Below are 13,602 nucleotides of genomic sequence, written 5' to 3' on the forward strand. Positions count from 1 at the left end.
ATGGTGGGTCAGGAGGTCTCGCGGGCGGGGGCGCCGCCGAAGAGCACGTCGTCCCAGCTGGGGAGCCGCTTGCGCGGCTTGTCGCCGCCCGCCTCGGTGCCACCGACGGCCGGGGCGGTGGTGCGCTTCGGCCGGAGCACGGCCAGCGAGGGCACCTCCGGAATGGCCTGCGCCGTGTCGGGCTCCTCGTCAAAGGCCGAGCCCGGCGAGCCGATCAGCGCTGCGGCGCCGCTGCGGGCGGGGCCGCGACCGGCGTTGGCGGCGGGTGCGGTGGCCGGGTTGAGCCGGGTGCCACCGCTCTGACCTTCCAGCGGCCGGTCGAGCGAGGCGAGCAGCGCGTCCCGACCGGTGCGGATGGGGTCCCCGCCGAGGCCTCGGCCGGGGCGTGACTCGCGACGGGCGGTGTCGGCGGCGGGGCGCATCGGCTCGTGCCCGCCCCGGGTCAGCTCGCCCGGGACGTGCTGCGGCGCCGGCGGGTCCTGACCCAGGATCTGGGTGGGGCGCTCAGCGCACAGGTACTGTGCCATGTCGTCGTGCGGGGTGACGAGCTGGCGCAGTTTGTCCAGCTCCCACATCGCCTGGGCGGTCGCCTTGCCGCTGGGCCAGGTCGCGAGGATGCGCCAGGTGCCGTCGTCGCGACGGTACGCGTCCCAGGAGATTTTCTCGCTGTCGATGCCGTGCTGCGCCAGCCGGGCGTCGACCACGTCGGCGAGCGAGGCGCCCTTGTCGGAGCTCCTCAGCTTCGTGCGGCGCGCATGCTGGGCGAGCATCGCCCGCTCCTGCAGCACCGGGCCGGCGTAGCGCAGCACCCGGTCGACCGGCACCCCGGCCACCCGCGCCACGTCCTCGGCGGACTCGCCGGCGCGGATGCGGGCCTGAATGTCGCGTGGGGACAGTGGCGAAGTGACGGCGGCGTCGTTGACCACCCTCGTCGGCGCCTGCGCTCCCATCGGACGTTCCACGCGGAGCGCCCCGGCGAGGCGGTCATCGACGGGCAGCGCCAGCAGGCGCCCGACCTCGTCGGTGAGTACGAGCGCGTTACCGTCCTCGGAGAGGGCGACGAACCGAACCGGTCGCATCCCATCCCTCCGTCCACCCGTGAGCAGCAATCAGCAGTGCTCGTTTGAGGAAACAGTACGCGCCACACTAACCGCTAGATGTTAGCCGCGCCGAGTAACTCGAAAAGATGCAAGGTCAGCGCAGTGCGGCCGCCACAACCCGGTTGTTCCAGGGCAATGGCAGGACCTTGTCGAAACTGTTCCGATATAGCACGACAGTTCTACCATCGTCGATACGTACTATCAGAGAGCTGTATCCCGGAGCCGCGCCGCGATGGCCGAAACCCGTTCTGCCGTCGTCGAGCTGGAACCGGTACAGACCGTAGCCGTACCCGTGGTGCTCGTCGATCGCGACCGCGTCGCGCATCGCCGCCAACTGGGCGGCGGGCAGCAGGTCGCCGCCGAGCAGAGCATCGTAGAACCGGGCCAGGTCCGCCGGCGTCGAGACCATGGCGCCAGAAGCCCAGGACTGCGACGGGGTGACCTCGGCGCAGGGGACGTAGGGGCCGCCCCACCGGACGTACCCGGTGGCGTGCCGGCCGCGCAGGGTGGGGTCGACAGTGGGGAAGTAAGTGTCGCCGAGCCGGAGCGGTGCGATGACCCGCTGCCAGACCTGCGCGTCGAGGCGCTGTCCGGTGACCCACTCCACGACCAGTCCGAGCAGCAGGTAGTCGGTACTGGAGTGGCGGCGGACGAGGCCCGGCGCGGTCTGGCCGTCGAGCGTGAGCGCGAGGCGGACCAGATCCTCGGGAGCGTGGTAGCGGTCGTAGACGCTCCAGTCGGGCGGGTCGCCGACCATTTCCCTGGCGTAGCAGGGCAGTCCCGACCGCATCCCCAGTAGGTGCCCCAGGGTCAGGTTCGGGTGCAGCGGATACTCCGGGAGCCAGCCGCCGACCGGATCCTCGACCGCGATGCGCCCCTCACCGACCAGTTGCAGCACCACCGTCGCGACGAACGTCTTGGTGATGCTGCCGATGCGGAACCGGTCGTCTACGCCGATCGGCCTGGGGTCGGTGAAGTCGCGCACTCCGGCCGCAGCCGTGCACACCTCGGCGCCGTCCTGCGTGACGCGCGCGAAGAGACCGGGTCCGTACCCGGCCTCCGCCATCCGCTCCAGCGCGCGTTGGACCCCGTTCAGAGCCGTTCGACCAGGTAGTCGACGCAGCGGGTCAGCGCCTCCACGTCGGCCGGGTCGATCGTCGGGAACATGGCCACCCGCAACTGGTTGCGCCCGAGCTTGCGGTACGGCTCGGTGTCGACGATGCCGTTCGCCCGCAGCGCCTTGGCGATCGCCGCCGCGTCGACCTCGTCGACGAAGTCGATCGTGCCGACGACGTTGGAGCGCAGCCCCGGGTCGAGCACGAAGGGGCTGGCGACGTCGGAGCGCTCGGCCCAGCCGTACAGGATCGCCGCGCTCTCGGCGCTGCGCTTGGCCGCCCAGGACAGCCCGCCGTTGGCCAGCATCCAGTCCACCTGCTCGGCGGCGAGGAAGACGGTGGCGAGAGCGGGGGTGTTGAGGGTCTGCTCCAGCCGGGAGTTCTCGATCGCGGTGACGAGGTCGAAGAAGGCGGGGATGTAGCGCCCCGACTCCTTGATCTCGGTCGCGCGGGCGAGCGCGGCCGGCGACATCAGCGCGATCCACAGCCCGCCGTCGGAGCCGAAGTTCTTCTGCGGGGCGAAGTAGTACACGTCGGTCTCGGCGAGGTCGACCTCGAGGCCGCCGGCGGCCGACGTGGCGTCGTGCAGCATCAACGCGCCCGCGTCGGCGCCCGGGACCCGCTTCACCGGTACGGCCACACCGGTAGAGGTCTCGTTCTGCGGCGTGCAGTACGCGTCGACGCCGGCCTCGGCGCGGAGCGCCGGTGCGGAGCCGGCTTCCGACCTGATCACGGTCGGCTCCCCCAGGAACGGAGCGTCCTTAACCGATTTAGCGAACTTTGCCCCGAATTCGCCGAACTCCGCGAACTGGGCTTTCTCCCGGATCAGGGAAAACGTCGCGACCTCCCAGAACGCGGTGCTGCCTCCGTTGCCCAGTACCACCTCGTACCCCTCGGGCAGGCGGAACAGCTCGGCGAACCCCCGACGGAGCCGCGCGACCTGGTCACGCACCGTCTGCTGGCGGTGCGAGGTGCCGAGGTACGTGCGGGAGAGGGCGGCAAGCGCGTCGACCGCCTCCGCGCGGACCTTGCTCGGTCCGCAGCCAAACCGGCCGTCGGCCGGTTTGAGGTTGTCGGGGATTCGTATGTCAGCCATGTCCCGGTGTCTCCCATGGTTGGCGGCGAGCCCGCTGTTGCGGGACGGACGGGCCCGACGACGCTGCTGTACCCCGCAGATCCTGCCACCTCTCCGGTCGTCGATCCTCCCCACCCGTCCCACTCTGCGGAAGCCCCCGGTGACCAGACGTGATCAATGGTGGGGCCAACTGCGTGGTCACAGGTCCGGGTGCGACCTTGGCGACCCCGATCGGGCGGGGCCGCGCCGCCTCGATGCGCCGCCGCCGGCGCTGTCGCCACGCCCGCCAGCTCAACGTGATCCACACCGTCTGGATCAGGGCCAGCAGCGCGAGCGGCGCGGCGGGCAGGAACTGGCGCAGCGGGTTGACGTCACTGGCCCAGGCGTGCGTAGCCGTTCGGCTGGGTAGCCAGGTCCGCGCAGTCGTGCCGGGGCGGTCGTGATGGAGCGTACGCAGTTCGAGCCGCCGCCCGCGCACCGAGCCGTCGGCAGCGTCGAAGGGCCCATAGCAGAGCGCGTAGCTGCTGCTATGGGCACACTTCTCGATCTTCACGGTGCCGGGTACGCCGTTCAGGCGGGCCCAGGCGACCTCGGCGCCGTCCTGCGAGAACAGGACGGCGCCGCCCAGGCCGGCGAGCCACAGCAGGAGCGCGAAGGTCCAGGAACCCGCACTACGCAGGTGCCAGCTACCTCGCTCCTCGTCGGCCGCCGGGTCGTCGTGGGCCACGATTGGAGCGTACGGGGGCGTCAGACGCCGTGCGGAATCTCGTTCCAGCCCTCGACGTCCTGCGGCTTGCGGGGGCCGGGGCCGACGTAGTTCGCCGACGGGCGCACCAGGCGGCTGAGCTTCTTCTGTTCCAGCACGTGGGCGCTCCAGCCCGCGACCCGGGCGCACGTGAACATAGAGGTGAACATGTGTGCGGGTACCTCGGCGAAGTCGAGCACCACGGCCGACCAGAACTCCACGTTGGTCGCGAGGACCCGATCCGGGCGGCGGTTGTGCAGCTCCTCCAGCGCCGCCTTCTCCAGGGCCTCGGCCACCTCGAAGCGCGGCGCGCCGAGCTCGCGGGCGGTGCGCCGCAGAACGCGGGCTCGGGGGTCCTCGGCCCGGTAGACCCGGTGGCCGAAGCCCATCAGCCGCTCGCCGCGGTCGAGCACGCCCTTGACGTACCCGACGGCGTCGCCGGTGCGCTCGACCTCCTCGAGCATGCTCAGCACGCGCGACGGCGCGCCGCCGTGCAGTGGGCCGGACAGCGCGCCGATGCCTGACGAGATGCAGGCCGCGGCGTCGGCGCCGGTGGAGGCGACCACGCGGGTGGTGAACGTGGAGGCGTTCATGCCGTGCTCGGCCGCGGAGATGAAGTACGCGTCGACCGCCTTGATGTGGCGGGGGTCGGGCTCACCGCGCCAGCGCTTCATGAAGCGCTCGACGATGGTCTGGGCCTTGTCGATCTCTTTCTGCGGCACGGCCGGCAGGCCGAGACCGCGCGCGGCCTGCGCCACGAACGACAGTGCCGTGACGCTGACCCGGGCGAGGTCCTCGCGGGCCCGCTCGTCGCTGATGTCGAGCAGCTGGCCGAGGCCCCAGTAGGGAGCGAGCATCGCGACCGCGGACTGCACGTCCACCCGGATGTCGCCGGAGTGCACCGGCAGCGGGAACGGCTCGGCGGGCGGCAGGCCGGGGCCGAACTTGCCGTCGACCAGCAGCGCCCAGACATTTCCGAAGGAGACCTGGCCGATGAGGTCCTCGATGTCGACCCCGCGGTAGCGCAGCGAACCGCCGGCCTTGTCAGGCTCGGCGATCTTGGACTCGAAGGCGATCACGCCCTCTAGGCCAGGCTTGAAATCGGACATGTCTCTCTCCTACGTCTGCACTGACGTTACTGGGCGGTAGCCCTCAGGTTTATTTTCGTGCCCCGCCAACGGTCAGGCGAGGAAAACTGTCCACACGGTTGTGTTTCGCGTGACACATCTTCACGTATTTCAGGTCGATAGCGGAAGGTTGGTGGCGTGACTCCAAGCACACCTGCCAATGAAGCCGACCTGGCGCGAATGCGGCGGGAGTACCTCGCCAGCGGGGGGTTGGACGAGGCGGATCTCGCACCTGACTGGTTGACTCAGTTCGGGCGGTGGCTGGCGGACGCGGTCACCGCCGGGCTGCCCGAGCCCAACGCCATGGTCCTCGCCACCGCTGACGAAAAAGGTCGGCCGAGCGCGCGGACGGTCCTGCTCAAGGCGTACGACGCCCGGGGCTTCACGCTGTACACCAACTATGACTCGCGAAAGGGTCGGGAGGCGCTCTCGAATCCGTACGCGAGCCTGGTCTTCCCCTGGTTCGCCATCCACCGGCAGGTCGTCGTGTGCGGCTCGGTCGAGCGGGTCGACCGGGCCGACACCGAGGCGTACTTCGCGCTGCGCCCCCGGGGTGCCCGGCTCGGCGCCTGGGCCAGCCCCCAGTCGCAGGTGATCGAGTCCCGCCAGGTACTCGACGACGCCTGGGCCGAGATGGACCAGCGCTGGCCCGACGATGCGGACATCCCACCACCCGACCGCTGGGGCGGCTTGCGGGTGGTGCCCGAAACCGTGGAGTTCTGGCAGGGGCGGCAGGGCCGGTTGCACGACCGGCTGCGCTACCGGTGTACGGACGGCACCTGGGTGGTCGAGCGACTCGCCCCGTAATCTTCCCCCATTTGTGGGGAGGGGCCCCTGTTCCGGCCTATACCCCTACCGGGGCGCCCTCCTCAACGATGGGGGAACGCAGCAGCGAGGAAAGGCAGACAACTGAGCGAGGAACGATTCGCGCCTACCGCGGCGGTGGACGGGGCGGGCGGTGGCGAGCCGCTGCCCGAAGCTGTGGCCGGCGAGGCGGGCGTACAAAGAGGCGTTGAGAAATCCGGCGAGCGGGGCGGCTGGCTGAGCCGGCACGCGATCGACGTCCGGCCGCTGCGGCACCCCGCGTACCGGCGGCTGTTCATCGGTTCGGCCGTCTCGTTCTTCGGCTACCAGTTCACCGCGGTGGCCGTACCCGTGCAGATGTTCGCCCTGACGCACTCGTCGGCCTGGGTGGGGTACCTCGGCATCGCGGGCCTCGTACCGTTGTTAATCTTCGCGCTCTGGGGTGGAGCGGTCGCGGACGCCTTCGACCGCCGGCTCGTGCTGCTGGCCAGCTCGCTGCTGATGTGGGTGAGCACGCTGGGCCTGCTGGCGCAGGGCGTACTCGGGGCGCGCAGCCCGGCGCTGCTGCTGGTGCTGGTCGCGGTGCAGTCGGTGGCGTTCGCGGTGAGCGCGCCGACCCGCTCGGCGATCGTGCCGAGGCTCCTGCCGGACGACGAGGTCGCCGCGGGCAACACGCTGAACTACACGATGTCGAACGTCGCCACCGTGGCCGGGCCGCTCGGCGCCGGACTGGTGCTCGCCCACTTCCCGATCGCGGCCGCGTACGGCATCGACGCGGCGCTGTTCGCGGTGGTTCTCTGGGCCGCCCTGCGCCTGCCCCGGCTGAGCCCGGAGACGACCAAGCGAACCACGGGCGGGCTCCGCGACGTCATGTTCGGGCTGCGCTACCTGGCCACGACGCCGGTGCTGCTGCTGTCGTTCGCCATCGACATCGCCGCGATGGTCCTCGCGCTGCCGCGTGCCCTGTTCCCGCAGGTCGCCTCCGATCGGTTCGGAGGTATCGGCGCGGTCGGCTGGCTGTTCTCGGCGATCGCCATCGGCTCCGTGGTCGCGGGGCTCACCTCAGGCTGGATCGGGCGGGTGCGCCGGCAGGGCGTCGCCCTCATCGCGGCCGTGGTCGTGTGGGGGTTGGCGGTGGCGGCCGCGGGCCTTGCGCACTCGCTGTGGCTGGCCGTGCTCCTGCTCGCGCTGGGCGGTGCGGCCGACCTGGTCAGCGCGGTGTACCGGCAGACCATGCTGCAGACGTACGCCCCGGATGAACTGCGCGGCCGGATGCAGGGCGTCTTCACCGCCGTGGTCGCCGGTGGCCCGCGCCTGGGCGACCTGCGCGCCGGGCTGATGGCGCCCGCGTTCGGGCTCACGTTCTCCTGGGTGGGGGGCGGGATCGCCGCCGCTGTGGTCGCGATCGCCCTGGGGGTCGCATTTCCCGCCCTGCGCCGCTACACCGTTCGGTAACCGGGCGATATCGTCTCGTCATGGACACGCTGACGCACGCTCCTTCCGGTACACAGTGGACGATCGAGGCGGCCGGCCAGCGGGCGGTCGTCGTCGAAGTTGGCGGGGGGCTGCGAAAGTACGAGGTCAACGGCGTTGACGTGCTGTTCGGCTACGAGGTGGACGAGGTCTGCCCGGCGAGCGCGGGGAAGGTGCTCGCGCCGTGGCCCAACCGGATCCGGGACGGGCGGTACTCCTTCGCCGGCGACGTACACCAGCTCGCGCTGACCGAGCCGAGCCGGCACAACGCCATCCACGGACTGGTCAACTGGGTGCGCTGGAGCCGGGTGAGCGGCGATGACTCCTCGATTACCGTGGAGTACGAGGTGGTGCCGCAGCCGGGGTACCGGTGGCCGCTGGCGCTGCGGACGACCTGGTCGCTCAATGCGGACGGGCTGACCGCCGAGCACAGCGCCACGAACACCGGCACCGAGCCCTGCCCCTTCGGGCTGGCCACCCACCCGTACGTCCAGGTGCCCGGCCTGAAGGCCGACGAGCTGCTGCTGGGGGTGCCCGGGCGGCTCCGCCTCCTGGTGGACAGCCGGATGTTGCCGATCGGGGCGGCGAAGGTCGCCGGCGAGTACGACTTCACCGAGCCGCGCGCGATCGGCGGACTCGCGCTGGACACCGCGTACGGCGATCTGATCCGGGACGCCGACGGCCGCTCGACCGTGACCCTGACGGCGCCCGATGGCAGGGGCGTACGGGTCTGGGCCGACTCCGCCTTCAACTGGTGGCAGGTGTTCACCGGCGACACGCTCGCCGCGGCCCGGTACCGGCGGGCCGTCGCGGTCGAGCCGATGACCTGCCCGCCCGACGCGTTCCGCTCCGGGAGGGACCTCATCGTGATCCAGCCGGGTGAGACCTGGCGGGGTAGCTGGGGTATGCGCGCGGTTTAGTAGTAATAAGGCTGGTTCGGCGACCAGAGGCGTGAGGGGAGCGTGATCGTGGAGTACGGCGACGTCGTCCGCAAGCGGCGGATGGTGCGCAACTACGACCCCGACCGGCCGGTGCCGGCCGAGGTGGTGAGGCGCCTGCTCGGGTACGCGGTGCACGCGCCCTCGGCCGGCTTCTCCCAGGGGTGGGGCTTCCTGGTCCTGGAGGAGCCGGATGACCGGCAGGCGTTCTGGGCCGCGACGACGCCCGCGGGTATGGCGGAGAGCGGTTGGTCGCAGGGGATGCGCCGGGCGCCGCTGATCGTGGTGCCGCACTCCAACCGGGACGTGTACCTGGAGCGCTACGCCGAACCGGACAAGGGTTGGACCGACCGGCGCGAGTCGCGCTGGCCGGTGCCGTACTGGCACGTCGACGCCGGGTTCGCGAGCCTGCTGATGCTGCTCGGTGCGGTCGACGAGGGCCTCGGGGCCTGCTTTTTCGGTATCCCGCCGGAGAGCATCCCCGGCTATCGGAAGGCGTTCGACGTACCGGACGCCTATACGCCGATCGGTGCGATCACGATCGGATACGGCGCCGCGGATCGCCGTTCTCCGTCACTGCGGCGCGGTCGGCGTGAGATGGCGCAGGTAACGCACCGGGGCAGGTGGGGTGTCGGTTATGAAAATAGGCACGCATGAATCAGACATTTGTTTCGCTATATACGCTAAATTCAACTGTCGCGCCTTGTCGGTAGGCTTGCAGCGTCCTCTAGGCGGGGAAGGGGTGTAAGCCGCCGTGATCTTCAAAGCGGTGCGGGACGGGCGGCCGTACCCGGACCACGGTAGGACCATGAAGGAATGGTCCGAGATCCCACCGCGGCCGGTCCGGCTCGACCAGCTCATCACGACCAAGCGGGAGCTCGCCCTCGACCGCCTGCTCGCCGAGGACTCGACGTTCTACGGCGACCTGTTCCCCCACGTGGTGCAGTGGCAGGGCGGTCTGTACCTGGAAGACGGCCTGCACCGTGCGCTGCGCGCCGCACTGCAGCAACGTACCTCGATCCACGTCCGCGTTCTGATCCTCTAGCACTAGGTTGATCTGCATGGCCGATCGTGTATCCCCGCTGGACCTGATCGACGTCGACGCGCTGCACTCCGAGGAGGAGTTGCAGTTCCGTCAGGTGGTGCGCCGCCTGGTCGCGGACAAGCTCCGGCCGAACGTCGCCGACTGGTACGAGCGGGGCGAGGTCCCCGTCCGGGAGCTGGCCAAGGAGTTCGGGGCGGTCGGCCTGCTCGGCATGCACCTGTCCGGGTACGGCTGCGCCGGGGCGAGCGCGGTCGCCTACGGGCTGGCCTGCCTGGAGTTGGAGGCCGCCGACTCCGGCCTACGTAGCCTGGTCAGCGTGCAGGGGTCGCTGGCGATGTACGCGATCTGGCGCTACGGCTCCGAGGATCAGAAGCAGCGGTGGCTGCCGGCGATGGCAAGTGGCGACGCGATCGGATGCTTCGGGCTGACCGAGCCCGACCACGGCTCCGACCCGGCCTCGATGAAGACCCGGGCCCGGCGCGACGGCGACGACTGGATCCTCACCGGCGTCAAAATGTGGATCACGAACGCGCCGGTCGCCGACGTCGCCGTCGTTTGGGCGCGGACAGATGACGGGATCAACGGCTTCCTCGTACCGATGAACGAGCCCGGAGTCACCGCGAACACGATCAAGCACAAGCTGTCGCTGCGCGCCTCGGTGACCGGGGAGATCGTCCTTGACGGGGTGCGCCTGCCCGCCGACGCGCTGCTGCCGGAGGCGCGTGGGCTCAAGGCGCCGCTGTCCTGCCTGACCGAGGCCAGGTACGGGATCGTCTGGGGTGCGCTGGGTGCTGCCCGCGACTGCCTCCAGACGGCCATCGAGTACGCCACGACCCGGGTCCAGTTCGGCCGGCCGATCGCCGGGTTCCAACTCACCCAGGCCAAGTTGGCGGACGCAGCCCTTGAGCTGCAGAAGGGGTACCTGCTGGCGCTGCACCTGGGCCGCCGCGCGGACGCGGGCACCCTGCGGCCCGAACAGGTCAGCGTGGGCAAGCTCAACAACGTCCGGGAGGCGCTCGCCATCGCCCGGCAGTGCCGGACGATCCTGGGCGCCAACGGCATCAGCGCGGAGTACCCGGTGATGCGGCACGCCGCCAACCTGGAGACGGTGCTGACGTACGAGGGGACCTCGGAGATCCACCAGCTTGTCGTGGGTCAGCAGCTCACCGGTTTGTCCGCGTTCGCCTCGTGAACTGTCGGGCGTCGATACGCCCGTAGTTGTAGGGATCATTCACTCTGGGTATCTCCACGATGGGCAGTCTCACGGACGAGGGAGCGCATCCATGGGCCAGAACGACGAAACCACGCGCTTCGAGCCGGGCCGGGCGCCCGCCTCGGCGTCACCCGGCGATCCGCACCCGACCGCTGAATACTCCTCCCATGAATCCGGTACCGGCTGGCCGGGGCGACCGGATCCGGATGTCGATGACGCCGGCTCGCCGGCTGCCGCGCCAGCCCAGGGGCCCATCGTCGTACGCACCGGCGGCGGGGTCCTTCGTGGGCTGTTCTTCCTGACCGCGACGGCGGCTCTGGTCGTCGCGATCGTCCTGGGCATGACCGCCGCCGGGATCCTGCCGCACCTGAAAAACCCGTTCGGTGGCCGGAGTACGGACCGCAGCCAGCCGGCTCTGCTCAAGTCCATTCAGGACATGAACCGGTTCGTCGCCGCCGAGGGGAACTTCCAGGTGATCGTCGATGTGCAGAACGACCAAAAGTACGTCCCGGACTTTCTGCTCAATGATCGGACGCTGTTCGTGGCTGCGGGAACGGTCGACGCGTACGTCGATTTGAGCGCGATCGGTGCGGGTGCGATCACCGAGTCGCCCGACCACAAGACCGTCGAGATCAAGCTGCCGGCGCCCCAGCTGAACAAGCCAAGCATCAACCACGACAAAAGTTACGTCTTCGCGCAGCAGCGAGGAATGCTCAACCGCCTCGGCGAGGTGTTCGCGAGCGACCCGAACCGGTTGCAGCGCCTCTACCAGCTGGGGGAGCAGAAGATCGCGGAGGCCGCGAAAAGCAGTGAGCTGCAGCAGCGGGCCGAGGACAACACGCGCCGGATGCTGGAGGGGATGCTGCGGTCGCTCGGGTACACCTCGATAAAGATCAATTACGCAGCGCCGTAGGCGCTGTCGCGGGGCGTGTCTTTTTATTGTCGTCGGTCTATATTCGGTCTGACGTCAATATTAATTGTCATCATCCGGTAGCCCTTCCGTCACCACTTGCACATGGGACGTTTAGCCGATAGGCGGGGGCGAACTAATTGGTCACAGTCAGTACCCAAGTTCGTGGAGTAACCCTGTTCGACGCGACCGTGGGGCGGAGGGGTGACGGTGACTGCCGTCGCGCTCAAGGATGTAACGAAGGTCTTCCCGGACGGCACAGTCGCGGTTGACAACGTCAATTTCGACGTTTCGCCCGGCGAGTTCATGGTGCTGCTTGGACCGTCGGGCTGCGGAAAGTCGACCCTGCTCCGGATGATCGCCGGCTTGGAGGGTGCCACCAGCGGCGCCATCCTGTTGGACGGCGAGGTCGCCAACGAGATGTCGCCCCGGGAGCGCGGGGTTGCCATGGTCTTCCAGGACTTCGCGCTGTACCCGCACATGACCGTCGCCGACAACATCGGCTTTCCGCTGCGCCTGTCCGGTGTCGAGCCCGCCGCTCGTTCGGAGCAGGTCGCCCAGGTAGCCAGCGCGCTCGGCATCGGCGATGTCCTTGAGCGCAAGCCGGCCCAGTTGTCCGGTGGGCAGCGCCAGCGGGTGGCGATGGGGCGGGCGATCGTGCGAAGACCCGGCCTGTTCCTCATGGACGAGCCGTTATCCAACCTCGACAGTGGCCTGCGCGCCGAACTGCGCGCCGAGATCTCCGGCCTGGTTCGCGAGTTGGGTGTCACCTGCGTCTACGTCACCCACGACCAGGCCGAGGCGCTGACCATGGCCGACCGGGTGGCGATCCTGCGGCGCGGGGTACTGCAGGACGTCGGCACGCCCACCCAGGTCTACGGCCGCCCGGCGACGCTGTACGTGGCCGCGTTCCTCGGCAGCCCTCGGATGAACCTGCTCGAGGCGGAGGTCTACGTCAATCTCGACCGCCACGTTGCCCTGCACCTCGGCGACCAGGCGCTCTACCTGCCGTGGAACGACGTCCGGGCCCGCCATGTGGCGCACTTCCACGGCGAGCGCATCATCGTGGGGGTCCGGGCCGAAGCCCTGATTCCGGTGGCCAGCGCGGGCGCCGGCGACGTGCTCCAGGGTCGCGTTCGCTACCTGGAGCACCACGGGCACGAGACGCTGGCGTTCCTCGACATCGGCGCCACGGCGGTGATCGTGGACGAGATGGCGGGTCAGGTGACGCCGGTCTCGACCATGCAGCAAGGGCTGCGCCGCCTGGTCAACCGCTTCACCGGCCGGGGTGGCGGGGGCGGCTCCGACGATGACGTGGCGACCCACGTCACCTCGCGCCGAGGTGGTCCGCGCGATTCGCGGGTGTTCGGCGACGGCGGTCGCCACCATCGCCGCCCGGCTGAGCTGGCGGTCCGGTTGGCGCCCTATCCGGCGCTCAGCCATGGCGCGCCGTTGTCGGTCCGGGTGCGCCTGGAGGCGCTGCACTTCTTCGACGAGCGCGGGAAGCGGATCGACGTCGGCTGGCGCTGAGAAGCTACTGGCAAGTAATGCTACTCGCAAGTAGCATCCGGGCATGGCTGCTCTTCCTGACCTGGAGACGCTCGCGGCGACCATGACCGCGGCGGTCCCGTTCGCCCGTACCCTCGGGATCCGGTACCTGGAGGTCGAGCCCGACGACGCCGGAGGCGTCCGCGTGGTCGTGGCGCTCCCCGACGTCGCCGAGTTCCACAACCACGTCGGCGGCCCGCACGCGGGCGCCATGTTCACCCTCGGGGAGACCGCGTCCGGCGCGGTCGTGATGGCCGCGTTCGGCGCGCAGCTCGAGCGCGCCACGCCGCTCGCCGTCCGCGCCGACATCGCGTACCGCAAACTGGCCCTGGGCGAGGTGCGCGCGACCGCGCGGCTGGCCCGCCCGGTCGCGGACGTCGTCGCCGAACTGGACGCCGGCCGGCGCCCCGAGTTCGAGGTGTCCGTGGAGATCGCGACGCTGGACGGCACGGTCACCGGCGAGATGCGGGTGCTCTGGACGCTGCGCCCGAACCGGCCCTAGCGTGCCG

Annotated in this window: 14 protein-coding genes; 9 read left to right on the forward strand and 5 right to left on the reverse strand. The window is 70.0% G+C overall.

The features are described from left to right. Nucleotides 1-8 precede the first annotated feature (8 nt). The 5 genes from sepH to HC028_RS20445 all read right to left on the reverse strand — a co-directional run bounded on the left by sepH (nucleotide 9) and on the right by HC028_RS20445 (nucleotide 5,144). Nucleotides 9-1,079, reverse strand: a complete 1,071-nt coding sequence (gene sepH, locus HC028_RS20425; protein ID WP_168078986.1) for a septation protein SepH — start codon at nucleotides 1,077-1,079, stop codon at nucleotides 9-11. A gap of 115 nt (nucleotides 1,080-1,194) precedes the next feature. Further along, a complete protein-coding gene (locus HC028_RS20430; protein ID WP_168078987.1) occupies nucleotides 1,195-2,166 on the reverse strand; it encodes a serine hydrolase domain-containing protein in 972 nt (323 codons plus the stop codon). A 26-nt stretch (nucleotides 2,167-2,192) separates the two neighbouring features. Further along, nucleotides 2,193-3,311, reverse strand: a complete 1,119-nt coding sequence (serC, locus tag HC028_RS20435; RefSeq protein ID WP_168078988.1) for a phosphoserine transaminase — start codon at nucleotides 3,309-3,311, stop codon at nucleotides 2,193-2,195. Continuing rightward, nucleotides 3,304-4,017: a hypothetical protein gene (locus HC028_RS20440; RefSeq protein WP_168078989.1), complete on the reverse strand. Its 714-nt coding sequence runs from the start codon at nucleotides 4,015-4,017 to the stop codon at nucleotides 3,304-3,306. The genes serC and HC028_RS20440 overlap by 8 nt, the downstream gene beginning before the upstream one ends. 20 nt (nucleotides 4,018-4,037) lie before the next feature. Beyond that, nucleotides 4,038-5,144: a citrate synthase 2 gene (locus HC028_RS20445; RefSeq protein WP_168078990.1), complete on the reverse strand. Its 1,107-nt coding sequence runs from the start codon at nucleotides 5,142-5,144 to the stop codon at nucleotides 4,038-4,040. A 156-nt stretch (nucleotides 5,145-5,300) separates the two neighbouring features. Here HC028_RS20445 and pdxH point away from each other — a divergent pair, with 156 nt between their 5' ends. From pdxH to HC028_RS20490, 9 genes are all read left to right on the forward strand, one after another. After that, complete coding sequence (pdxH, locus tag HC028_RS20450) at nucleotides 5,301-5,969, forward strand: pyridoxamine 5'-phosphate oxidase (RefSeq protein WP_275408258.1); 669 nt, start codon at nucleotides 5,301-5,303, stop codon at nucleotides 5,967-5,969. Nucleotides 5,970-6,203: 234 nt separating this feature from the next. Continuing rightward, nucleotides 6,204-7,421 (forward strand): MFS transporter, encoded by a 1,218-nt coding sequence (locus HC028_RS20455; protein WP_203981356.1) that lies wholly within the window; start codon nucleotides 6,204-6,206, stop codon nucleotides 7,419-7,421. Between the two features lie 20 nt (nucleotides 7,422-7,441). Further along, the gene (locus HC028_RS20460; RefSeq protein WP_168078991.1) at nucleotides 7,442-8,359 is read left to right on the forward strand and encodes an aldose 1-epimerase family protein; all 918 of its coding nucleotides are present in this window, start codon (nucleotides 7,442-7,444) and stop codon (nucleotides 8,357-8,359) included. A 48-nt stretch (nucleotides 8,360-8,407) separates the two neighbouring features. Further along, nucleotides 8,408-9,034 carry a nitroreductase family protein gene (locus tag HC028_RS20465; RefSeq protein WP_168078992.1) on the forward strand — a complete coding sequence of 209 codons (627 nt, stop codon included), beginning with the start codon at nucleotides 8,408-8,410 and terminating at the stop codon, nucleotides 9,032-9,034. A gap of 97 nt (nucleotides 9,035-9,131) precedes the next feature. Continuing rightward, a complete protein-coding gene (locus HC028_RS20470) occupies nucleotides 9,132-9,422 on the forward strand; it encodes a type II toxin-antitoxin system VapB family antitoxin (protein WP_168078993.1) in 291 nt (96 codons plus the stop codon). Between the two features lie 16 nt (nucleotides 9,423-9,438). Further along, nucleotides 9,439-10,614 (forward strand): acyl-CoA dehydrogenase family protein, encoded by a 1,176-nt coding sequence (locus HC028_RS20475; RefSeq protein ID WP_168078994.1) that lies wholly within the window; start codon nucleotides 9,439-9,441, stop codon nucleotides 10,612-10,614. 91 nt (nucleotides 10,615-10,705) lie between these two features. After that, on the forward strand, nucleotides 10,706-11,548 hold the full coding sequence (locus tag HC028_RS20480) for a DUF4230 domain-containing protein (RefSeq protein WP_168078995.1): 843 nt from the start codon (nucleotides 10,706-10,708) through the stop codon (nucleotides 11,546-11,548). 207 nt (nucleotides 11,549-11,755) lie between these two features. After that, nucleotides 11,756-13,075, forward strand: coding sequence for an ABC transporter ATP-binding protein (locus HC028_RS20485; protein ID WP_168078996.1), 1,320 nt, complete (start codon nucleotides 11,756-11,758; stop codon nucleotides 13,073-13,075). 43 nt (nucleotides 13,076-13,118) lie between these two features. Beyond that, on the forward strand, nucleotides 13,119-13,595 hold the full coding sequence (locus tag HC028_RS20490; protein WP_168078997.1) for a DUF4442 domain-containing protein: 477 nt from the start codon (nucleotides 13,119-13,121) through the stop codon (nucleotides 13,593-13,595). Nucleotides 13,596-13,602 lie beyond the last annotated feature (7 nt).

Source organism: Planosporangium flavigriseum (assembly GCF_011947225.1).
Taxonomy (GTDB): domain Bacteria; phylum Actinomycetota; class Actinomycetes; order Mycobacteriales; family Micromonosporaceae; genus Planosporangium; species Planosporangium flavigriseum.